19 protein-coding genes and 1 pseudogene are annotated in these 20,089 nt (G+C 73.2%); 11 read left to right on the top strand and 9 right to left on the bottom strand.

The genetic code is table 11. The features are described from left to right. Positions 1–25: 25 nt before the first annotated feature. Genes IAG44_RS41595 through IAG44_RS41580 form a run of 4 tightly spaced genes read right to left on the bottom strand, consistent with a single transcriptional unit; the run spans position 26 to position 4,936 of the window. On the bottom strand, positions 26–1,120 hold the full coding sequence (locus IAG44_RS41595) for an XdhC family protein (protein ID WP_187752187.1): 1,095 nt from the start codon (positions 1,118–1,120) through the stop codon (positions 26–28). Continuing rightward, entirely contained in the window at positions 1,117–3,333 is a 2,217-nt protein-coding gene (locus IAG44_RS41590; RefSeq protein WP_187752186.1) for a xanthine dehydrogenase family protein molybdopterin-binding subunit, read from the bottom strand. Before IAG44_RS41590 ends, IAG44_RS41595 begins: the two co-directional genes overlap by 4 nt. Continuing rightward, positions 3,330–4,313 (bottom strand): FAD binding domain-containing protein, encoded by a 984-nt coding sequence (locus IAG44_RS41585; RefSeq protein WP_187752185.1) that lies wholly within the window; start codon positions 4,311–4,313, stop codon positions 3,330–3,332. The genes IAG44_RS41590 and IAG44_RS41585 overlap by 4 nt, the downstream gene beginning before the upstream one ends. Beyond that, positions 4,313–4,936, bottom strand: a complete 624-nt coding sequence (locus IAG44_RS41580; protein WP_187752184.1) for a (2Fe-2S)-binding protein — start codon at positions 4,934–4,936, stop codon at positions 4,313–4,315. The genes IAG44_RS41585 and IAG44_RS41580 overlap by 1 nt, the downstream gene beginning before the upstream one ends. Positions 4,937–5,079: 143 nt before the next feature. Between IAG44_RS41580 and IAG44_RS41575 the strand changes: the two genes are divergently transcribed. Continuing rightward, positions 5,080–5,649, top strand: coding sequence for a TetR/AcrR family transcriptional regulator (locus IAG44_RS41575; protein ID WP_187752183.1), 570 nt, complete (start codon positions 5,080–5,082; stop codon positions 5,647–5,649). A gap of 55 nt (positions 5,650–5,704) precedes the next feature. Here the strand turns inward: IAG44_RS41575 and IAG44_RS41570 are convergent, their stop codons facing one another. After that, positions 5,705–7,501, bottom strand: coding sequence for an alpha-L-fucosidase (locus IAG44_RS41570; protein ID WP_187752182.1), 1,797 nt, complete (start codon positions 7,499–7,501; stop codon positions 5,705–5,707). A gap of 137 nt (positions 7,502–7,638) precedes the next feature. After that, positions 7,639–8,733: an FAD-dependent oxidoreductase gene (locus tag IAG44_RS41565; protein ID WP_187752181.1), complete on the bottom strand. Its 1,095-nt coding sequence runs from the start codon at positions 8,731–8,733 to the stop codon at positions 7,639–7,641. 53 nt (positions 8,734–8,786) lie between these two features. On the opposite strand from IAG44_RS41565, the gene IAG44_RS41560 reads away from it, so the two are divergent. Further along, positions 8,787–9,479 carry a TetR/AcrR family transcriptional regulator gene (locus tag IAG44_RS41560; protein ID WP_187752180.1) on the top strand — a complete coding sequence of 231 codons (693 nt, stop codon included), beginning with the start codon at positions 8,787–8,789 and terminating at the stop codon, positions 9,477–9,479. 133 nt (positions 9,480–9,612) lie between these two features. After that, positions 9,613–10,191, top strand: coding sequence for a 2-oxoglutarate and iron-dependent oxygenase domain-containing protein (locus IAG44_RS41555; protein WP_187752179.1), 579 nt, complete (start codon positions 9,613–9,615; stop codon positions 10,189–10,191). Positions 10,192–10,204: 13 nt separating this feature from the next. Here the strand turns inward: IAG44_RS41555 and IAG44_RS41550 are convergent, their stop codons facing one another. Beyond that, positions 10,205–11,401 (bottom strand): RNA-guided endonuclease InsQ/TnpB family protein, encoded by a 1,197-nt coding sequence (locus tag IAG44_RS41550; RefSeq protein ID WP_187752178.1) that lies wholly within the window; start codon positions 11,399–11,401, stop codon positions 10,205–10,207. 158 nt (positions 11,402–11,559) lie between these two features. Here IAG44_RS41550 and IAG44_RS41545 point away from each other — a divergent pair, with 158 nt between their 5' ends. From IAG44_RS41545 to IAG44_RS41525, 5 genes and pseudogenes are all read left to right on the top strand, one after another. Continuing rightward, on the top strand, positions 11,560–12,075 hold the full coding sequence (locus IAG44_RS41545) for a 2OG-Fe(II) oxygenase family protein (protein WP_246562979.1): 516 nt from the start codon (positions 11,560–11,562) through the stop codon (positions 12,073–12,075). Positions 12,076–12,102: 27 nt separating this feature from the next. Beyond that, positions 12,103–12,438 (top strand): ArsR/SmtB family transcription factor, encoded by a 336-nt coding sequence (locus IAG44_RS41540; protein WP_187752177.1) that lies wholly within the window; start codon positions 12,103–12,105, stop codon positions 12,436–12,438. A gap of 1 nt (position 12,439) precedes the next feature. After that, positions 12,440–13,105, top strand: a pseudogene (locus IAG44_RS41535) (cation efflux transmembrane domain-containing protein); the annotation flags it as partial. A 245-nt stretch (positions 13,106–13,350) separates the two neighbouring features. Continuing rightward, positions 13,351–14,568 carry an MFS transporter gene (locus tag IAG44_RS41530; RefSeq protein ID WP_187752175.1) on the top strand — a complete coding sequence of 406 codons (1,218 nt, stop codon included), beginning with the start codon at positions 13,351–13,353 and terminating at the stop codon, positions 14,566–14,568. 109 nt (positions 14,569–14,677) lie between these two features. Beyond that, positions 14,678–15,247 (top strand): hypothetical protein, encoded by a 570-nt coding sequence (locus tag IAG44_RS41525; protein ID WP_223006848.1) that lies wholly within the window; start codon positions 14,678–14,680, stop codon positions 15,245–15,247. Here the strand turns inward: IAG44_RS41525 and IAG44_RS41520 are convergent. Beyond that, positions 15,148–16,206 carry a GlxA family transcriptional regulator gene (locus IAG44_RS41520; RefSeq protein ID WP_187752174.1) on the bottom strand — a complete coding sequence of 353 codons (1,059 nt, stop codon included), beginning with the start codon at positions 16,204–16,206 and terminating at the stop codon, positions 15,148–15,150. The two genes, IAG44_RS41525 and IAG44_RS41520, sit on opposite strands and share 100 nt — an antisense overlap. A gap of 9 nt (positions 16,207–16,215) precedes the next feature. Continuing rightward, the gene (locus tag IAG44_RS41515; RefSeq protein WP_187752173.1) at positions 16,216–17,160 is read right to left on the bottom strand and encodes a LysR family transcriptional regulator; all 945 of its coding nucleotides are present in this window, start codon (positions 17,158–17,160) and stop codon (positions 16,216–16,218) included. A gap of 125 nt (positions 17,161–17,285) precedes the next feature. Between IAG44_RS41515 and IAG44_RS41510 the strand changes: the two genes are divergently transcribed. Genes IAG44_RS41510 through IAG44_RS41500 form a run of 3 tightly spaced genes read left to right on the top strand, consistent with a single transcriptional unit; the run spans position 17,286 to position 20,050 of the window. Then, complete coding sequence (locus IAG44_RS41510; RefSeq protein ID WP_187752172.1) at positions 17,286–18,527, top strand: MFS transporter; 1,242 nt, start codon at positions 17,286–17,288, stop codon at positions 18,525–18,527. Positions 18,528–18,574: 47 nt separating this feature from the next. Further along, a complete protein-coding gene (locus IAG44_RS41505; protein ID WP_187752171.1) occupies positions 18,575–18,799 on the top strand; it encodes a hypothetical protein in 225 nt (74 codons plus the stop codon). A gap of 39 nt (positions 18,800–18,838) precedes the next feature. Further along, entirely contained in the window at positions 18,839–20,050 is a 1,212-nt protein-coding gene (locus tag IAG44_RS41500; RefSeq protein ID WP_187752170.1) for an FAD-dependent monooxygenase, read from the top strand. The last annotated feature ends 39 nt before the right edge of the window (positions 20,051–20,089 follow it).

Raw genomic sequence — 20,089 nt, 5'->3', positions numbered from 1 at the left:
CGGGCACGCCGGCCGACTCACTCCGTCACCGCGACCCGGCCTCCCGGTGAACCGGCCCGTCGATGTCGCGCAGCCGCCTCCGGCTGCCCCCGTTGCGCAGATGGAGGATCTCGGCGCAGATGGACAGCGCCGTCTCCGCCGGCCCGGCACCGGTCAGATCCAGCCCCGCGGGCGAACTCAGGCGCGCGAGCTGCCCCTCGGGCACCCCCGCGCCCCGCAGCGCCGCCGCCCGGCGCCGGGCGGTACGCCGCGAGCCCAGGGCACCGACGTAGGCGAGGTCCAGGCCCAACGCGGCCGTCAGCAGCGGCTGGTCGAACTTGGGATCGTGCGTGAGCGACACGACCGCCGTACGGGCGTCGACGCGCCCGGCCTCGGCCTCGCCGGCGAGGTGGCGGTGAGGCCAGGCCACGACGACGTCGTCCGCGTCCGGGAACCGTTCCGGCGTGGTGAACACCGGGCGGGCGTCGCACACGGTGACCCGGTGGCCGAGCAGGGCGCCCTGCCGGGCCAGGGCGGCGGCGAAGTCGTTCGCGCCGTAGACCAGCAGACGCGGCGGGGGCGTCAGGCAGTTGACGAACACGCGGGGGCCGCTCGTGGGACGGACGATGCCGGAGCGGCCCCGGGCCAGCAGCCGTCTCGCCTCCCGCGCGATCTCCTCGTCGAGGGCACCGCTGCCGGTGCTGCCGCTCGTGCCGTCGGCCCAGCAGACCAGGTGCCCGCCCCGGCCGTCGTCGAGGAGGGTGGCCAGGGCGACGGCGGTGCCGGCCCGCCGGTGGGCGAGGAGGACCCCCAGTTCGGGGAAGGAGGAGCGGTCGACGCGTTCGACGAACACCTCGATGGTGCCGCCGCACGTCAGGCCGACCGCGCCGGCGTCGCCGTCACCGATCCCGTAGCGTTCCAGCACCGCGCCGCCGTCCCGCAGCACCTCCTGGGCCCTGTCGTACACGGCTCCCTCAACGCAGCCCCCCGACACGCCGCCGACGACCGTCCCGCGCGGGGTGCAGACCATGATCGCGCCGGGCTGCCTGGGCGCCGAGCCGTGGGCGGAGACGACGGTGGCCAGAGCGCCGGGCGTGCCCGACCCCCACAAGCGGTCCACCTGCTGCCAGGCGTCGCTCATGACGCGCTCGCGATGAGCTTGTCCGGGGTGAGGGGCAGGTCGCGGATCCGGCGCCCGGTGGCGTGGTGGACGGCGTTGGCGATCGCGGCGGTCATCCCGCACATCGGTGTCTCTCCGAACCCACGGGCGCCGAACGCCTCGCTGGTGGGGTCCGGTTCGTCGATGAAGAGGGCCTGGACGTCGGGGATGTCGGCGTTGACGGGGAGCAGGTAGCCGGAGAGGTCGCGGTTGACGAACCGGCCGTTCCGGGTGTCGAGGAAAGTGTGCTCGGTGAGGGTGAAACCGACCGCCCAGACGAAGCCGCCGACGACCTGGCTGCGGATCGTCCTGCGGTTGAGGACGCGCCCGGGGTCGAAGGCGCCGAGCGTGCGGGTGACGCGGACCCGGCCGAGCAGCGGGTCGACGCGGACCTCGGCGAAGACAGCCCCGGTGGAGTACTGCTCCCCCGTCTCCGCCGGGGCCTCGGTGGTGACGTCGAGCGGCCGGCCGTGGCGGGTGAGCACCGCCCGGACGCTGTCGCGCCGCTCGGGCCGGCCCGCCTGGTGGAGGGTCCCGTCCTCGGCGGTGATCTCGTCGGCGGGCAGGCCGTGCAGCGGGGAGCGCGGGTCGGCGGTGGCGAGGCCGATCAGCCTCTGCCGGGCCGCCGTGCAGGTGCGGTGGACGGCGCCGCCGACGGCCGGGACGGTGGCGGAGGAGGCGGACAGCGACGCGTAGGGCAGGTCGGTGTCGCCGAGCACGAAGTCGACGTCGTCCAGGGGCAGACCCAGCGTGTGCGCGGCCAGTTGGGACATGACCGTGTAGGTGCCGGTGCCGATGTCCTGGGTGGCGACCCGTACGCGTGCCGTGCCGTCGGTGGAGAGAGTGACGCGGGCGGCCGCGCCGGGCATGCCGCCCGCGCTGTGGGCGGCGGTCGCCATGCCCCAGCCGACGCGGACGCGGCCGTCGCGCATCGAGCCGGGGCGCGGGTCGCGCTCGCGCCAGCCGAACGCGGCGGCGCCGCGCCGGTAGCACTCCTCGAGGTGTCTGCTCGGGAACGGTTCGCCGGTCTCGGGGTCGGTGGCGGTGTGGTTGCGCAACCGCAGCTCGACGGGGTCCAGGCCCGCCGCGTACGCCAGTTCGTCGAGCGCGCACTCCAGGCCGTGGGCCGGCATGACCTCGGGCGAGCGCGTCCAGGCCGGGGTGGGCAGGTCGAGCCGGACCGCCCGCTGGGCGAGGGAGACGTTGGCGCAGGCGTACAGGCGGCGGGTGGGGACGCTGGCGCTGGGCAGGAACGCGTCCTCGGTCCGGGAGACCTGCTGGGTGGTGACGTGGTCGATGGCGGTGAGCGTGCCGTCCCGCCGGGCCCCGAGCCGCAGGCGCTGGTGGGCCTGGGCGCGGTGCCCGTGCAGGCTGTAGGAGTCGGCGCGGGTCAGGACGACCTTGACCGGGCGGCCGGCCTCCCGGGCGGCGGCAGCGGTGAGGACAGTGTGCGGCCACGGCGTCTTGCAGCCGAACCCTCCGCCGAGATACCGCGAGATCACGCGGACGTGCCCGACCGGCAGGCCGAGGGCCTGGGCGATGGTCTCCTGGGCGGCGGTGACTCCCTGGGTGGTGTCGTACACCGTCACCTTTCCGCCCCGCCACACGGCCGTGGTCGCGGACGGTTCGATGGGGTTGTGGTGGTGGACGGGCGTCGTGTAGGTGACGTCGATGCGCAGGTCGGCGCGTGCGAGGGCGCTCTCGGGGTCGCCTCGGGTGAGTTCGTTGGGCACGGGCGCCTCGCCGGGCTCCTCCTCGGGTGGGGGGATCCAGGCGTCGTCCAGGGCGTCTTCGAAGACCGTGTCGACGGGCCGGATGTCGTGGTTGTAGGAGACGTTCACGAGGGTCGCCGCGTGCCGGGCCTGTTCCGGGGTCTCGGCGAGGACGAGGGCGACGGGCTGGCCTTGGTGGTGGATCTCCGTGTCCTGGAGCGGGAGGAAGCGCTTGACCAGCAGGTGCGGTTCGGGGACGGTCAGGCGTGGCATGGTGCGGTGGGTCAGCACGGCGGCCACACCGGCGGAGCGTTCGGCCCGCCGGGTCTCCAGGCGGGTGATCCGTCCCCGGGTGACGGTGCTGAGCACCCATGCGCCGTGCAGGGCGCCGGGGACGTGCACGTCGGCGGTGTACTCGGCCGCGCCGGTCACCTTCGCGCGGCCCTCGACGCGGGGCACGGGCCTGCCCACGATCCGGCTCATCGCCCGCCTCCCAGGCCGGTCAGGACGTCGGCCAGGGCACGGCGTACCAGCTCGGCCTTGAACGCGTTGTGCCTGCGGGGTCGCGCGCCGCTGAGCAGTGCTCGGGCGGCCGACTCGATGGTGGCGCCGGTCAACGGCCGTCCGCGCAGGGCCTCTTCGGCCTCGGCCGAGCGCCAGGGCCGCGGGGCGATGCCCCCGAAGGCGAGGCGGGCGTCGCTCACCTCGCCGTCGTCCATGGTCAGCGCCGCGGCCACGGAGACGACGGCGAACTCGAACGTCGCCCGGTCGCGCAGCTTGAGGTAGCGGGAGTGGCGGGCGGGGCGGCTCGCGGGGACGGTGACCTCGGTGATCAGCTCGCCGTGGCGCAGTGCCGTCTCCTTGTGCGGGGTCGTGCCTGGCAGGAGGTAGAAGTCCTCCAGCGGGACGGCACGGGTGCCCTGCGGGCCGAGGACGATCACGGTGGCCCGCAGAGCCGTCAGTGCGACCGCGAGGTCGGAGGGGTGGACGGCGATGCAGTGGCCGCTGCCGCCGTGGATCGCGTGCCGGCGGTTCTGCCCGGTGAGAGCCGGGCATCCGCTGCCGGGTGCGCGCTTGTTGCAGGGGCTGCCGGCGTCGCGGTAGTACCAGCACCGCGTGCGCTGCATGAGGTTCCCGCCGATGGTGGCCCGGTTGCGGATCTGCGGGGAGGCGGAGGCCAGCAGCGCCTGGGCGAGGACGGGGAACGCCGTGCGGACGTCCGCGTGGTCGGCGACCTCGCGCATCCGGGCCAGCGCCCCCACGCGTAACGTGCCGTCGCGCAGTTCGACGCCGGACAGCGGGAGCCGGCTGATGTCCACGACCAGGTCCGGGGCGACGACCTGGTCCTTGACGAGGTTCAGCAGTTCGGTGCCGCCCGCGACGAACGCGCCCTGCGGGCGGGCCGCCACCAGGCGTACGGCCTCGGACGCGCGTGTCGTGCGTGTGTAGTCGAACGGTTTCATCACGCGTGCTCCCTCGCCGCGTCCCGTACGGCGTCGACGATGTTCGGATAGCAGCCGCACCGGCAGAGGTTGCCGCTCATCCACTCCCGGATCTCGTCGTCGGAGCCCGTGTGGCCCTCGTCGACGCAGGCGACGGCGGACATGATCTGTCCGGGGGTGCAGAACCCGCACTGGAAGGCGTCCCGGCGGATGAACGCCTCCTGCACGGGGTGCAGTTGCTCGCCTCGGGCCAGCCCTTCGACGGTGGTGATCTCCCGGCCGTCCTCCATGACCGCGAGGGTCAGGCAGGACTTGACGCGCCGGCCGTCGACGAGGACCGTGCAGGCGCCGCACTCGCCCCGGTCGCAGCCCTTCTTCGTGCCCGTCAGGCCGAGGCGTTCGCGCAGGGTCTCCAGGAGGGTCATGCGGGCCTCGACGGTGAGGTGATGGGTTGTGCCGTTGACGTCGAGCGTCACGTCGGCGGTCGGTGCGGGTGGCGCGGGTCGTTCGCCGTCTTGGGCGGTGGTGATCGGCGCACCGCCGGTGGCGACCAGGGTGAACCCGCTCGCCTTGAGTACGGTCCGGCGGCTGTGCCGGGCGATGGGTGCTTCGTCGGTGTCGTCGTGTTTGTCGTGGTCGGGCATCCTGCTGCGTCTCCTCGGCTGATCGCGGGTGGTCCGGGTCGTGCCGTGGTGCGGAGGGTCGGAGTCATAACGAGGCTCCGTGCATCGAAACCCTAGCAGATTCGATACATGAAGCCTCGAAATATCTCGATACTCTGTCCGGCATGACTGGTTCCGTCGCCCCCGGGCGCCCGCGCAGCGAGAGCGCCCGTGTCGCCGTCCTGCACGCCGTCGACGATCTGCTCGTGGAGGTCGGCTACTCCGCGATGACCATGAAGGGCATCGCGGAGCGCGCCGGGGTGGGGCGGATGACCGTGTACCGGTGGTGGCCGACCAAGGCGCACATCCTGGTCGAAGCCTGTGCCGAGGACGCGCGCGGCGAGCTGGCCGTCACCGCCCACGCCGACCCGGTCCGCACGTTGACCGACTTCCTGGCCGGGCTGGCCGCCTTCCTCACGGCCTCACCGGCGGGCGCCGCCTACCGGGCGCTGCTGGGGGAAGCCCAGCACGATCCGGAGGTCGGCCGTCTCGTCGCCGACGCCGACCTGCTGGGGGCGCCGGCCCGCGTCGTGCTGGACCACGTCCGCTCCCGCCTCGGCGCGGTGCCGGAGGACCGGTTCGCCGTCGCCGAACTGTGCGGGCCGCTCGCCCTGTCGGTGATGACGGGCGCGCCCGCGCCCGCGCGGCCGGCCCTGCGCGCGATGGCCCGCCGGCTCGCCACGGCCTGGGCCTGACCGCGCGAAAGGGCCGGCGCGGCTGTACCGCCGGCCGGCCCGTGCACGCGAACCCTCAGTTCCCGGTCCTGGTCACCCCCCACTGCTGCGGGGTACCGGAGTTGGAGGTCCACTGGACGACCGCGCTCCCCTCGGTCCTGACGTTGCCGTTGTCCAGCGCCTTGCCGCTGTGGCGGTTGACGAGCTTGTAGCGGCCCCCGCCGAGCGCGGAGACCGCCCACTGCTGCGAGGCCCCGGTGCCGGGCGTGCGCTGGACGGCCTTGGCGCCCTCGGTGGTGACGCCGCCGTTGTCGAGGGCCTTGCCGCTGCGGGCGCTGACCAGCGTGTAGTAGCCGTGCCCGGCGTGGGTGAGCCGCCACTGCTGGGGTGTGCCGCCGTTGGGGGTCCACTGGACCACCGGACCGCCGTCGGTGGTGACGTCGCCGTTGTCGAGGGCCTTGCCGCTGTTGGCGCACACCAGCCGGTAGACGCCGTCGGCGAGGACGGCGGGCATGCCGGTGACCTCGACACAGACGACGGAGACGTCCGGGTGGGGCGCGCCGGCCGGGACGGTGACGTCGATGGTGCCGGCGCCGGCGGTGTACGCGAGGGAGACGGCGGGGTTGTTCAGCAGGTAGGCGCGGGTGACGGTGTTGTGGACCGCCGGGATGCGCAGCACGCCATCGGCGGGCCAGGTGAAGACGTGGGCGAAGAGCTTGCCGTCCTTCTTGGTGACCTTGCCCCAGGAGGGTTCGGCGGCGAAGGGGCTGCCGCTGGTGCCGTGGATGCTGTCGCCGTAGGTGCGCATCCAGGCGGCGAAGCCGTTCAGGACGTTCACGGTGCCCGGGGTGAGGGTGCCGTCGCCCTTGGGGCCGACGTTGAGGAGGTAGTTGCCGTCGCGGGAGACGACGGTGACGTACTCGCGCAGGAGGTCGCGCACCGATCGGTAGGAGTTCTCCCGGGCCTGGTTGTAGCCCCAGGCGCCGTTCATGGTGACGCAGGTCTCCCAGGGGCGTTCCAGCGGCGCCGGGGGGACCTTCTCCTCCGGGCACATGAAGTCGCCGAGGCCGAGGTCGCGTTTGACCCGCTCGTTCACGACGAGGTCGGGCTTGCGGCTGATCAGCCAGTCGTACAGGTCCTGGCCGTCCCGCTCGATCCACCAGTCGTCGGGGGTGGGGGTGGCCGGGTTGCCGCACCAGTCGCCGTCGAACCACAGGACGGCGGGGTCGTAGCGGTCCAGCAGCTCCCGCAACTGGGCCTTCATGTCGGCGATGTAGGCGCCGCGGGCGGCCAGGGTCATGGTGGAGAAGTTGGTGGTGTGGTTGGCGACCTGGGACCCGTGGCTCCAGTCCATGATCGAGTAGTACAGGCCGAAGCGGACGCCCCGGCTCTCGCACTCGCGCTTCAGCTCCGCGAGGACGTCGGCCCGGTGGCCGCTGTAGTCGTGCAGGTTGTACTGCCGGGTGCCGGTGGTGTCGGTGAAGCCCGCCACGTCCGAGTCCCACATCGCGTAGCCCTCGTGGTGCTTGGCGGTGATCACGAGGTACTTCATGCCGGCGTTCGCGGCGAGTTCGGCGATGGCGGCGGCGTCGAAGTCGGCCGGGTCGAACGGCTCGCTGACCTGGGTCTGGTAGGGGGCCTTGGCCCAGTTCTCGTTGTAGAACGCCCACTCGCCGTGGCCGAGGTGGGAGTAGGAGCCGAAGTGGATGAACATCCCGAACCTGGCCCGGTACCACCACTCCATCTTCGCCGGGACCGGGTACGCCTCGGCCGTGGCGGGCCACAGGGCCTGCGGCAGCCCGAAGGCCGCCACTCCCCCGGCCAGCGCGGCGGCCTTCATCACGGAACGTCTGCTGAGACGGGCTGAGGACATGGGGGCAGCTCCGTTGATCGGCGAGGTAGACATCGGATGGATTTATAGGAGGAGCCGGGTCTCGCTGTCTAGAGTGCGGGCAGTAGTTGCGCTTTTCCCTTCAGACATTGGATGTATATGCGGCACCCTTCCGGGGCTCAGGCGGGCTGTACCTCGTCGAAGTGGGCGATCGCCCGGGCGGGGTCCGGGCCGGTGAGGCGGTCCAGGCCGGTGGTGGTGATCCTCGCCCAGTGTTCGGCGCGGGCCCACATGTGTTGCTCGAAGGTGCGCAGGTCACCGGTGCCGAGCACGGTCTCGGCGAGTTCCGCGCCCTCCAGCATGGCGAGGTTCGCGCCCGCGCCGAGCGGTGGCATCAGGTGGGCGGCGTCGCCGAGGAGCGTCACGCCGGGGAGGTGGGTCCAGGTGTGGCCGACAGGCAGGACGTACAGCGGGCGGTGGGTGAACTCGGTGCCGTGGCGCAGGAGTTCGAGGACGGGGGCGGCCCAGCCGGCGAACAGGTCCAGCAGCCCCGCCCGTACGGCGTCGGCGTCGGACGCCGGCCGGCTCTCCAGCGGCGCCCGGTACTGGGCGTACACCTTGACGTGCCCGCCGCTGTTGCGCTGGGCGACGATCGCGCGGTGGACGCCGTACACGGCCAGCGAGCCGTCGCCGATCAGCCGGGCGAGGCCGGGGTGGCGGGCGTCGACGTCGTCCAGGGACGTCTCGACCGTGGTGACGCCGGTGTAGCGCGGCGTCGCGGGCGAGAGCGCCGGGCGGACGCGCGACCAGGCGCCGTCCGCGCCGACGACGAGGTCGTACACCTCCTGACGGCCGTCGGCGAGGTCGACGCGGACGCCGCCTGGGGTGCCCGGCGTCACCGCCGTCACCGCACTCCCCCACCGGACGTCGAGGGGGCCGCGCAGCAGGTCGCGCAGCCGGCCCCGGTCGATCTCGGGGTTCGCGCGATCGCCGGGGCGGGCGGGCCAGTCGCGCAGGACGGTGCCGTCGGGGGCCAGGATGCGCATGGACTGGCCCTCGGGGCGGGAGAGTTCGTCGAACTCGGCGAGCAAGCCCGCTTTCTCCAGGGCGAGTTGACCGAGCCCTTCGTGCAGGTCCAGGGTGCCGCCCTGCGGGCGGGCGTCGGGGGCGGGGTCGCGTTCGAGGACGGTGACGGGGTGGCCGTGGCGGTGCAGGACGCGGGCGAAGGTGAGGCCGGCGGGGCCCGCGCCGACCACGGCGATACGCTGTCTCATGTCGATACACTGTATTTTCTCGCTACGCCGTATCGCAACAGTACGATGTGACCATGACTGTCTGGGACCGGCCGGAGCCGCCGAACCGCCCCGTGCCGCTCGACCGGGAGCGGATCGTCGCCGCCGCCGTCGCACTCGCCGACGAGGGCGGGCTCGACGCGGTGTCCGTGCGCAAGGTCGCCGCCCGGCTCGGCGCCGGGCCGATGCGGCTGTACGGGTACATCGCGACCAAGGAGGAGCTGTACGACCTCATGCTCGACGAGGTCCAGGGCGAGATCCTGCCCGAGTCGCCGCCCGGCGACTGGCGCGAGGCGCTGCGCACGCTCGCCCACCGCACCCGGCACGCCGCCCTGCGCCACGAATGGCTCGCCGACCTCCTCGGCGGCCGTCCCGGCCTCGGCCCCAACGGTCTCGCCGTCACCGAGTCGACCCTCTCCGCGCTCACCGGCCTCACGGACATCGACACCGTGCTGCGTGCCGTGGGAACGGTCAGCGCGTACACCACCGGCGCGATCCGCCGCGAGATCGCCGACCTCCGCGCCGAGCGCGCCTCCGGCCTCTCCAAGCACGCCTGGCAGCGCGCCCACGGCCCCCACGTCACGCGCCTCCTCGCCACCGGCCGCTTCCCCTCCCTCTCCCAGGCCGTCCACGACGGCACCGACATGGACGCGGAGGACACGTTCTCGACGGGGCTCGAATGGGTGCTGGACGCGGTGGCGGCGAAGCTCGGGCGGGCGGCGGGGTGAGCGCGCTCGCCGGATGACGCGGCGCCGGCGTCTCGTCGGATGACGCGGCGTCGGCGTGCCTGGGAGAATGCGAGGACCGCCGCCGACTCCTGCCCGCGCCGGCCGCGTGACGGCACCCCGAGGAGGAGAGCCCATGTCCCGCCCCGCTTTCGCGGTCCCGGTCGTCGACATCAGCCCCTACACGCACGCCGGGACACCGGAGGAGAAGGCCCAGGTCAGCCGGCTGATGGACGCCGCCTGCTCGACGGTCGGCTTCGTCCAGGTCCTCGGCCACGGGATCCCGGACGCCGTACTGGAGGGCCTGAAGGAGGCCGTGGACGGCTTCTTCGCCCTGCCGGCCGACGTCAAGAAGTCCTACCGCGTCGAGGGCGCCAACCGCGGGTACAGCCCGCCCAGGAGCGAGTCGCTGAGCCTGAGTCTGGGCGTCGAGTCCGCCGGGCGCATGAACGACTTCTTCGAGGCGTTCAACGTCGGCACGGAGGCCCGGTCGCTCCCCCACCTCGACCTGTCCGAGGACGACTACGGCATCAACGTCTGGCCCGACGTCGAGGGGTTCCGCGCCCGGACGGAGGCGTACTTCGCCGAGGCGGGCCGGGTCGCGCGCACGCTCACGTCGGTCTTCGCCGACGCGCTCGGCCTGCCGGCCGGCTTCTTCGCCGGGATCACCGACCACTCGGTGGACGTGCTGCGGTTGGCTTCCTCCCCTCCCTGAAGGGAGGGGATTCCTACGGCTCGCGCCGTAGGTGTTTCTGCTTCGTCGCCGACTGCCCGCCCGGAGTTCTCCGTTGAGGTCTTACACCAGCTCCACAGACAGACACGGCCAGCCCGGCCGCCAGAATGTTCTTCGCCGCGTTGACGTCCCGGTCGTGGGTCGTCCCGCAGTCGCACGTCCACTCACGGACGCTCAGCGGCATCTTGTCCCGCAAGGTGCCGCAGGTGGAGCACAGCTTGGACGAAGGGAACCAGCGGTCGACCGCGATCACTTCGCGCCCGTACCAGACTGCCTTGTATTCGAGCATGCACCGGAAGTCGGCCCACGCCGCGTCGCTGATGGCGCGGGCCAGTCTGCCGTTCTTCACCATGTTCCGAACGGTGAGGTCCTCGATCACGATCGTTTGGTTTTCACGAACGAGCCGAGTGGTCAGCTTGTGCAGGTTGTCCCGGCGCCGATCGGCGATTCGGGCGTACACCTTGGCGACCTTCTGACGGGCCTTGCGCCGGTTGGCGCCGTCACCCTTGGCCTTGCGGGCAAGCTGCCGCTGGGCCTTGGCCAGACGGGCACGGTCCTTGCGCTCATGCCGGGGGTTGGAGACCTTCTCCCCGGTCGACAGGGTCAGAAGGTGGTTGAGTCCGACGTCCACGCCGACGGCCGTATCGATGGCGGGGAGTGGCTTGAGCGTCGGGTCCTCGACCAGCATGGACACGTACCAGCGTCCGGCCGCGTCCTGCGACACGGTCACCGTGGACGGCGCCGCACCTTCGGGGAACGGACGGGACCACACGATGTCGAGCGGCTCTGCCATCTTCGCCAGAGTCAGTTTCCCGTCCCGGAACCGGAACGCGCTGGTCGTGTACTCGGCGGACTTCCGCGACTTCTTCCGCGACTTGAACCGCGGGTACTTCGCCCGCTTGCCGAAGAAGTTCGTGAACGCCACCTGAAGGTGGCGCAGGGCCTGTTGCAGCGGGACGGAGGAGACCTCGTTGAGGTACGCGAGCTCCTCGGTCTTCTTCCAGGCCGTCAGCATCGCCGACGTCTGGTCGTAGTTCACCCGCTCCTGCCGCGTCCACGCCTCGGTGCGCGCCGCGAGGGCGAGGTTGTAGACCTTCCGCACGCATCCGAACGTGCGCGACAACTCGGCTGCCTGCGCATCGGTCGGGTAGAAGCGGTACTTGAAAGCCCGCTTCACGTGGGCGGTCTTCACGGCTCACATATTACTGCATCAGTTTGTGACGGAGCGCGGACAGTTGGGGATGAACACCGGTCCGCCCTGGCGGCGAACCGGCTTTTCTTGCCCTGCTCCGCAGGAGCTTCGTTCCCTCCCCGCCCTGAAGGACGGGGTATCCACGAAGGGAAGAACCGATGAACCACTACGCCCTCCCGGACGGCAGCGCCGCCCTCGACGGCGACCTGACCGGCATGGGCGAGCACACCGACTTCGGTTTCGTCACCGTCCTGTGGGCCGACCAGGTCCCCGGGCTCCAGGTCCTGTCCGCCGACGGCGCCTGGCACGACGTCTCCCCCGTCGACGGCGCCCTCCTCGTCAACCTCGGCGACCTCACCGCCCGCCTCACCAACGACCGCTGGATGTCCACCCTGCACCGGGTGAAGCCCCCGGTCGTCGACGGCACCGTCCGGCGCCGCCGCTCGGTCGCCTACTTCCACGACGGCAACATCGACGCCGTCGTCTCGACCCTCCCCAGCCACCTCGACGCGGACGACGGCCTCGCCTACGAGCCGGTCCTCGTCCGCGACCACATCAGGGCCAAACTCGCCGGCTCCCGGCAGGGCAAGGCCAACACCGGCGCGGTGCGCGAGGCGGCGCGGGTGCGGGCGGCGTCGGCCGGACACCCGCCACGACAGTTCAGGGTTTCCTGAATTCAGGATTGTCTGTACTGTCGTGGGATGCTGACCGTCGCCTCCGACATCGACGTGCTGGCCCGCTTCGGCCGCGCGCTCGCCGACCCGATCCGCTGCCGGATCCTGCTCGCCCTGCGACAGGCCCCCGCCCACCCGGCGGACCTCGCCGACACGCTCGGGATCTCACGCACCCGCCTCTCGAACCACCTGGCGTGTCTGCGGGACTGCGGTCTGGTCGTCGCCGTCCCCGACGGCCGCCGTACGCGCTACGAGCTCGCCGACGAACGCCTCGGGCGCGCCCTGGACGACCTGCGGGCCGCCGTGGTGGCGGTCGAGGCGGACCGGAGCTGCCCCGACGCCGACGCGAAGGGGTGCTGCTGACGTGGTGTCGATCCCCGTCGGACCCTCGCCGGTCCGGCGCGAGCTGCTGGTCCGCCGGATACGGGTGCTGGTCGGCGTGACGATCGGCTACAACGTCGTCGAGGCGGTCGTCGCGCTGGGCGCCGGGGCCGCCGCCTCGTCGTCCGCGCTCATCGGGTTCGGGCTGGACTCGGTCGTCGAGGTGTCCTCGGCCGCCGCGATCGCCTGGCAGTTCTCGGCCGGTGACCACACCGTCCGGGAGGGGCGCGAGCGGCGGGCGCTGCGGATCGTCGCCCTCTCGTTCTTCGCGCTGGCCGCCTATGTGGGCGTCGACGCGGTCCGTGCGCTGGCCGGTGCCGGGGAGGCGGACCGGTCGGTCACCGGGATCGGGCTCGCCGCGCTGTCCCTGGCCGTGATGCCGTTCCTGTCCGCCGCGCAGCGCCGGGCCGGGCGTGAACTCGGGTCCGCCTCGGCCGTCGCGGACTCGAAGCAGACACTGCTGTGCACCTACCTCTCCGGCGTCCTCCTGGCCGGTCTGCTGCTCAACGCCGGTCTCGGCTGGTCCTGGGCCGATCCGGTCGCCGCGCTCGTCATCGCCGTCGTCGCGGTGAAGGAGGGGCGGGACGCCTGGCGGGGCGAGGGGTGCTGCGCGCCCAGGGCGGCGGACGGGTGCGGCTGCGGCACGGGGCCTTGCGGGCAGCCGGGCCGGGAGTCCGGGCCAGGCACTCTCGTCGTCCCGGCGCGGGCGACGCGGGGCCCGTCGCGTCGCGGTGATGTCCGGGGAGCCTCGCCTGCCTCGGTGTCAGCGGGCGGGGCCGGTCGGCTCGGTGAGGCGCGCGGCGGACTCGGGGACAGCTGACCCCCGGCTGTCCGTGCGGTTGCCGGTCTCGGTGAGGATGGAGGCGACCGCCCCCACCGTCCCGGAGCGAAACGTTGGCGTCCTCGCGCAGTCGGCAGTCACCGCCCGCCGTCGAAACCGTCCCGCCCGCCCCCGGCCGCAGGCCCTGGCTCGCCGTCCTCGCCGTCGCGTTCGGCGTGTTCACCGTGACCACGACGGAGACGATGCCCATCGGCCTGCTCCCCGAGATGGCGGCCGGCCTGGGTGTCTCGGAGGGGTCGGTCGGGCTGACGGTGACGTTGTACGGCCTGTTCGCGGGCGCGCTCGCGCCGTTCCTGACGGCGGCCACGCGCCGGCTCGACCGGGGGCGGCTGTTGGTCGTCGTCCTGGCCGTGTTCGTCGTCGGCAACGTGCTGACCGCGACGGCGACGGGCTACGCGTGGCTCATGCTGGTGCGGCTGCTGGTGGGGTTCATCCACGGTGTGCTGTGGGCGATCGTCGCGAGCGTGGCCGTACGGCTGGTGCCGCCGGAGCGGGCCGTGCGGGCGACGGCCGTCGTGTTCTCCGGGATCTCCCTCGCGTCGGTCGTCGGGGTGCCGCTCGGGACGGTCGTCGGGCAGTGGCTCGACTGGCGTGCGGCGTTCTGGGGGCTCGCCGCGTGCAGCGCGGTCGCCCTCGCCGCGACCGTCCTGCTCGTGCCGCCGATGCCGCCGAGCGGCGGCGTGCACCTCGCCGAGCTGCCGCGTCTGCTGCGGGCCGGGAACCTGCGCACGGCCCTTGCGGTGACCGCGATCGTCGTCGTCGGGCACTACGCGGCGTTCACGTACGTCACGCCCTTCCTGCTGCGCAACGTGGGGGTGCCGTCGGACGCGGTCGGTGTGCTCCTGCTGGGCGTCGGCGTCGCCGGGGTCGCCGGGAACTTCCTGTCCGGGACGCTGATCGGACGCGGGCCCGCGCTGCGCACCGTGCTCCTCGCCCTTCTCGCCTGCACCGGCGCGTCGATGGCCCTCCTGCTGCTCACCGATTCATGGCTGCCCGGCGCCCTCTTCTTCCTCCTCGCCTGGGGGTTCGCCTACTCCGCGCTGCCCGTCGCCCTCCAGACCCTGGTCTTCCGCAGCGCGCCCCGGGCCCGCGAGGCGGCGACCTCCCTCTACGTCCTGTGCTTCAACATCTCCATCGCCCTCGGCGCCCTCACCGGCGCCCTCGCCCTCGACCACTCGGGACCGTCCCTCGTGATGCTCACGGGGGCGGCGTTCTGCGGCCTCGGCCTGCTCGCCGCCGCGTTCCTGCGGACGGAGCGGGGGGTGCGGTGAGCGGGACGCCGCGCCGGGGCCGGGTCTGTCCGACAGGTGTCCCAGGATTTCGGACCGACGGTCGGGGTGGGCTCGACGCGGTGGGTGGGGTGCGGGCACGGTCGTCGGCATGACGATGATGAGATCCGTGACCGTGGACGCCGGAGCCCGTGAGGGGCGCGGGGTTCTGTATCGCTGGCCGAGTGTGCTCGGGTTGGTGGCTGCCGGGCTCCAGTTCGCCGCCGGGGTGGAGCGGGAGTCGGTGGCGATCACGTTGTGTGTGGCCGCACTGTGTTATCTCGGCGCGGCGGCGTGGGGGCGGCCGTGGATCGCGTGGGCGGGGATCGCCGGTGGGTCTGTGGTGGTCGTGGTGAGCGAGGTGGCCGGGCTGGTGTGGTGGGGCGGGGTGGGGGGCGCGGCTGGGGCGCTCGTGGTCGTCGGCGTGGTGACGGGCGCGTCCCGGCCGGTGCTGACCGCGCAGACCGTCGCCCTGCTCGGGTACGGCTCTCTCGCGGTGACCGCGCTGTTCCTCGCGCCCCGGCTCGGGCTGGCGCTGGCCGGTCTCGCGCTGATGGCGCACGCGGCGTGGGATCTGCGGCACTACCTGCGCGACGAGGTGGTGCCCAGGTCGCTGGCCGAGTTCTGCGTGCTGCTGGACGTGCCGCTGGGGATCGGCGCCGTCGTGGTGGCGGTGGCCTGACCGGTCTGGGTGGCCCGGTAGTGCGACGGCGTGACGCCGTACAGGGCGACGAACGCCTGGCGCAGCGTCTCGGCGGACGTGAAGCCGCAGCGGGCGGCTGTCTGGGCCAGGGACAGCCGGCTGGACGTGAGGAGCCGGGCGGCGGCCTCGGTGCGGGCGAGGCGCACGTAGCGGGCCGGGGTCTGTCCCGTGTGGGCGAGGAAGAGGCGGGTGAGGTGGCGTTCGCTGACGCCGGCGCGGGCGGCGAGCGTGGTGATCCGCAGGTCGGCTTCCGGCGCGGCGCGCACCCGTGCCACGAGGTCGCGGACCAGGTCGTCGGCGGGGGCCGGGGCGGCGACGAACATGCTCATCTGGGCCTGGTTCCCCGGCCGTTGGAGGTAGGTGACCAGGCCGCGGGCCACCTGCCGGGCCAGTTCGCCGCCGTGGTCCTCCTCGATGAACGCCAGCGCCAGGTCCAGCGCGCTGGTGACCCCGGCCGCCGTCGTCACCCGGCCGTCGCGGATGTAGACGGGCGCCGGGTCGACGTCGACCGCGGGGTAGCTGGCGGCGAGCAGGTCGGCGAACAGCCAGTGCGTGGTGGCCCGGCGGCCGTCGAGCAGTCCGGTCGCGGCGAGCACCGAGGCGCCGGTGCACACGGACGCGACACGTCGGGACACGCGGGCCAGCCTGCGGACGTGGGCGATCAGCCCGCCGTTCGCGGCAGCCGCCTCGTGTCCCTCGCCGCCCGACACGACGACCGTGTCCAGCGGGCCCCGGAACCGCTCCAGCGCGCCCTGCGCCCGCAGCGTCAGCCCGGACTGGCACGCGATCGCCCCGCCGCCCGGCGTCACCACGCGCACCTGGTAGGCGGGGGTGGCCCCGGCCCGGTTCGCGTAGTCGAACGCCGTGGTCAGGCAGGCGATGTCCAGCAACTCCGCGCCGGGATAACCGACGACGACCACGACCGGGTGCCCCTCCATGCGGCGACCCTACTGGGACCGGCCGGGCCGTGACCACCGAGGTGTCCAGACGTCGGTGCCGGGTGGGCTCGTCCGCCGGGAGAGCAGGTGGGCGCGGAGTTCGGTGAGCGCGGGGTGGGGGTTGTCGGCGCGCCAGATCAGGGAGAGCGGGTAGACCGGCGCGGGATCCCGGATCGGTACGCGCCGCAGGTCGTAGCTGTCCGGCCACAGGTACCGGGAGCCTTCGCCGACCAGGGTCCCCAGGTCGGCGGAGTCGGCGATCTCGTCCAGCAGCGCCTCGTTGCCGAAGACGGGTCCCACCACGTCGATGGTGAGGCCGAAGGCGGCGGCGAGTTCGTCGTAGTAGACGGCGACTTCGCCTCGGGCGTCCAGACCGGGCATCCAGATCCGGTGGCCGGCGAGTTCCCCCGGGGTGACGGCGCGGGCGTCGGCGAGCGGGTGGCGCGGTCCGACGAGGAGTTGGTGCGGTTCGTCGATCACCCGGGCCGTCCTGATCCCGTCGGGCAGGTGCTGCTGCGGGGGGACCGCGTGGAAGGTGGCGTCGATCGTGCCGGCGTCGACGGCGGCGATCGCGCCCTCGACGTCGGTGTCCAGCCTCAGGACGTCGAGTTCGGTGCCGGGGCGCAGGCGGTAGAAGTCCTGGACGAGTCCCGCCATCACGACCCGCCGGTTGACGACGTCGACGCGCAGCGCGCGCCGGCCGGGGCGGACGGACGCGTCGGCCCGCTCGGCCGCCCGCAGCAGTTCACGGGCGTGCGGCAGGAACGCCTGTCCGTCGACGGTGAGCCGTGAGCCTCGGGCGGTGCGGGTGAACAGGCGCACGTCCAGGTTCTTCTCCAGCAGGGCGACGCGCTTGGAGACGGCCTGCTGGGTGATCGACAGGTCGGCGGCGGCTTCCTGGAAGCGGCCCGCTTCCGCGACGGCGACGAAGGTGCGTACGGCTTCGAGGTCCACGCCGGTCACCTTAGTGAACAACGGATGGTTGTGGGTTGGCGGCCGGACGGTTGTTTGACCTGCGGTTGTGCTGCTCGGTTAGCTCTCGCCGGTCAATGTGGATTTGTTCCGAGAGGTGTGCGGGGATGGCGGGCAGGAGGCGGTTGGGCCGGCGGTTCGGGTGGCTGTGGGCGGCGTACGCGGTGAGCGCCTACGGGTCCGGGCTGGGGTTCGGGGCGTTGCCCCTGATCGCCGTGCTGGTGGTGCACGCGGGGCCCGCCGAGGTGTCCGCGCTGTCGGCGGTGGGGCCCGCGGTGGGCGCGCTGCTCGCGGTGCCGCTCGCGCCGTGGGTGGAGTTCCGGCGCAAGCGCCCGGTCATGATCGGGATGGACCTGGTCCGGTGCGCGGCCATGGCGACGGTCCCGGTGGCCTACGCGTTCGGGCGGCTCGGTTTCGTCCACCTGCTCGTGGTGTCGGCCGTGGTCGCCACTGCGAAGATCGCGTTCAGTGCGGCGAGCGGCGCCTACCTCAAGGCCCTCGTGCGGCCGGACGACCTGCTCGTGGCCAACGCGCGGTTCGAGTCGACGAACTGGAGCTCCATCGCGGTCGGTCCGCCGCTGGGCGGGGCGGCGATCGGGGTGTTCGGGCCGGTCGCCACCGTGCTCGCCGACGCGCTCAGCTACCTGCTGTCCGCGCTGGGCATCGCGGCGATCGGCGGCAAGGAGGAGGCGCCGCCGGCTGCCGGCGAGGGCCGGGCGCGGGCGGGTGCGTGGCTCGACGGCTGGCGGCACATCATGCGCCATCCCGGGCTGCGGGCGCTCTACCTCAACACCGTGCTCGTCTCCGGTCTGATCATGGCCACCGAGCCACTGCTGGCCGTGCTCATGCTGCGCGGGCTCGGGTTCTCGCCCTGGCAGTACGGCCTCGCCTTCGCCGTTCCGTGTGTCGGCGGGCTCATCGGCTCCCGGCTGGCCCGCCCGGTCGTGGCCCGCTACGGGCAGGACGCGGTGCTGCGGACCGCCGGCGCGCTGCGGGCCGTCTGGCTGATCGGCCTGGTCCTCGTCGGGCCCGGTGTCGTCGGGCTCGTCACCGTGATGGCCGTGGAGCTGGCGATCATCGTCAACATGAGCCTGTTCGCGCCGGTGCTCGCCACGTACCGGCTCGCGCACACCCCCGGGCATCTCGTCGCCCGTACGCTGTCGGCCTGGTCGATCGGGCAGCAGGCGTCCATCGCGGTCCTCACCGCGCTCGCCGGGCTCCTCGCCGACGTGACCAGCCCCCGCACCGCGCTCGTCGCCGCCGGTCTGCTCGTCCTGGCGACGCCGCTCCTCCTGCCCCGGCGGGAGCGCACGCCGGGGCGCGAGCGGGCAGCGGTTGCGCGCCGGTGAGGGCCATCCGCACCGCCGTCACCGGACGGTATGCGGATACATCAGGCGTGGGGAACACGGACATCGGGCTGGATCCAGTCCTCATCGGCTTCGCCCGGCACCCGGAGTACGGCGAGGACACCCTGCCGGCGCGGGTCGCCGCGAGCCGGGAGACGGTGCGCGAGGCCGGAGGACACGGTCGACGCGATCCGCCGCTGGGCGCGCCCCGTCCGCTGGCCGCGTCCGCCCTCTCCGGCCGCCCGGCGCCGGGGAGTTCGCGGTCGTCCGCCTAGGATCGCGGCGTGCACAACAGCAAACTGGGAGTGAGTGGCATGCGTGGTGGCAGGGTCGCGATCGTCGGCGGGAGCATCGCGGGGTGCGCGGCGTCGATCGCGCTGGAGCGCGGCGGGGCCGAGGACATCACCGTGTACGAGCGCGCGGCGGACGGCCTCGCCGAACGCGGCGTCGGGGTGGCCGTGCACAACGCCCGGCACGCGGAGCTGGAGTCGGCGGGGTACATCGACGCGGCCGTCCCGTGGGTGCCGATAACCCGCCGGCGCTGGTACGTCCGCGACGACAGCGACGTCCGCAGCCCCCTGGGCCGGGCGATCGCGACGGATCCGTTCCCGTTCCACAGCTACAACTGGGGTCCGCTGTGGCGGGAGTTGCGCGGCCGGGTGCCGGCGACGGCGGACTTCCGGGCCGGTTCGGCGATCGAGGCCGTCGAGTTCACGCCCGGGGGCGCCGAGGTGCACGCGGGCGGGCGGACCGAGCGCTACGACGTGGTGATCGGCGCGGACGGCTACCGCTCGACCGTCCGGGCCGCGCTGTACGCCGACGTCCTGCCCGAGTACGCCGGTTACCTGGCCTGGCGCGGCGCCTACCCGGTGGAGCGGCTGGGCGACGCGGAGCTGTGGGCCGAGGACGAGTGCGCGTACGTCGTCTTCCCGGGCGGCCATCTCGTCGTGTACCGCATCCCGGACGGGGCCGGCGGGCACCGCGTCAACTGGGTCCTCTACACCGTCCCGCCGGCCGGCCTCGACCAGGGCATGCGGACGCCGACGAGCCTGCCGCCCGGCACGGCGGGCGACGGGCTGCGCGCCCATCTCGCCCATGTGGCCGACGAGTTGCTGCCCGCCTTCTGGGGCGGCCTGGTGCGCGCGACGACCCACGACGAACTCTTCCTCCAGCCCCTGTACGACTTCACGGCGCCCCACTACGCGGTCGGCCGGGCCTTCCTGGTGGGCGACGCCGCGACGGTCGCCCGCCCGCACACCGGCGCCGGCGCCGTCAAGGCGCTCCAGGACGCCACCGTCCTCGAAGCCGCGCTCACCTCGACGGCGACCTGGACGGAGGCCCTGGCCGCGTACGACGCGGACCGCGCGCCGTCCGGGCAGGCCATGGTGGAGCTGGGCCGGCGGCTCGGGCGCGGGCTGGTCCTGGAGACGCCGGAGTGGGGGGCGTTGGACCAGGAGAGCCTGGGGATGTGGTGGGCCGAGGTGACGGGGACGGGGCCGTTCGGGGGGCGGGAGTTGAAGCGTTAGTAGTCAACTCGCCGGTGCTGCGAGGCAGTTGACTCGCGG

Source organism: Streptomyces roseirectus (genome assembly GCF_014489635.1).
GTDB lineage: Bacteria > Actinomycetota > Actinomycetes > Streptomycetales > Streptomycetaceae > Streptomyces > Streptomyces roseirectus.
The sequence above is the reverse complement of the archived record's forward strand: the minus strand, read 5'-3'. Positions and strand labels throughout refer to the sequence as shown.

Coding starts and splice junctions, on each gene's coding strand:
- IAG44_RS41595 (WP_187752187.1), bottom strand. CDS start 1,120: ATGAGCGACGCCTGGCAGCAGGTGGACCGCTTGTGGGGGTCGGGCACG.
- IAG44_RS41590 (WP_187752186.1), bottom strand. CDS start 3,333: ATGAGCCGGATCGTGGGCAGGCCCGTGCCCCGCGTCGAGGGCCGCGCG.
- IAG44_RS41585 (WP_187752185.1), bottom strand. CDS start 4,313: ATGAAACCGTTCGACTACACACGCACGACACGCGCGTCCGAGGCCGTA.
- IAG44_RS41580 (WP_187752184.1), bottom strand. CDS start 4,936: ATGCCCGACCACGACAAACACGACGACACCGACGAAGCACCCATCGCC.
- IAG44_RS41575 (WP_187752183.1), top strand. CDS start 5,080: ATGACTGGTTCCGTCGCCCCCGGGCGCCCGCGCAGCGAGAGCGCCCGT.
- IAG44_RS41570 (WP_187752182.1), bottom strand. CDS start 7,501: ATGTCCTCAGCCCGTCTCAGCAGACGTTCCGTGATGAAGGCCGCCGCG.
- IAG44_RS41565 (WP_187752181.1), bottom strand. CDS start 8,733: ATGAGACAGCGTATCGCCGTGGTCGGCGCGGGCCCCGCCGGCCTCACC.
- IAG44_RS41560 (WP_187752180.1), top strand. CDS start 8,787: ATGACTGTCTGGGACCGGCCGGAGCCGCCGAACCGCCCCGTGCCGCTC.
- IAG44_RS41555 (WP_187752179.1), top strand. CDS start 9,613: ATGTCCCGCCCCGCTTTCGCGGTCCCGGTCGTCGACATCAGCCCCTAC.
- IAG44_RS41545 (WP_246562979.1), top strand. CDS start 11,560: ATGAACCACTACGCCCTCCCGGACGGCAGCGCCGCCCTCGACGGCGAC.
- IAG44_RS41540 (WP_187752177.1), top strand. CDS start 12,103: ATGCTGACCGTCGCCTCCGACATCGACGTGCTGGCCCGCTTCGGCCGC.
- IAG44_RS41525 (WP_223006848.1), top strand. CDS start 14,678: ATGACGATGATGAGATCCGTGACCGTGGACGCCGGAGCCCGTGAGGGG.
- IAG44_RS41520 (WP_187752174.1), bottom strand. CDS start 16,206: ATGGAGGGGCACCCGGTCGTGGTCGTCGTCGGTTATCCCGGCGCGGAG.
- IAG44_RS41510 (WP_187752172.1), top strand. CDS start 17,286: ATGGCGGGCAGGAGGCGGTTGGGCCGGCGGTTCGGGTGGCTGTGGGCG.
- IAG44_RS41500 (WP_187752170.1), top strand. CDS start 18,839: ATGCGTGGTGGCAGGGTCGCGATCGTCGGCGGGAGCATCGCGGGGTGC.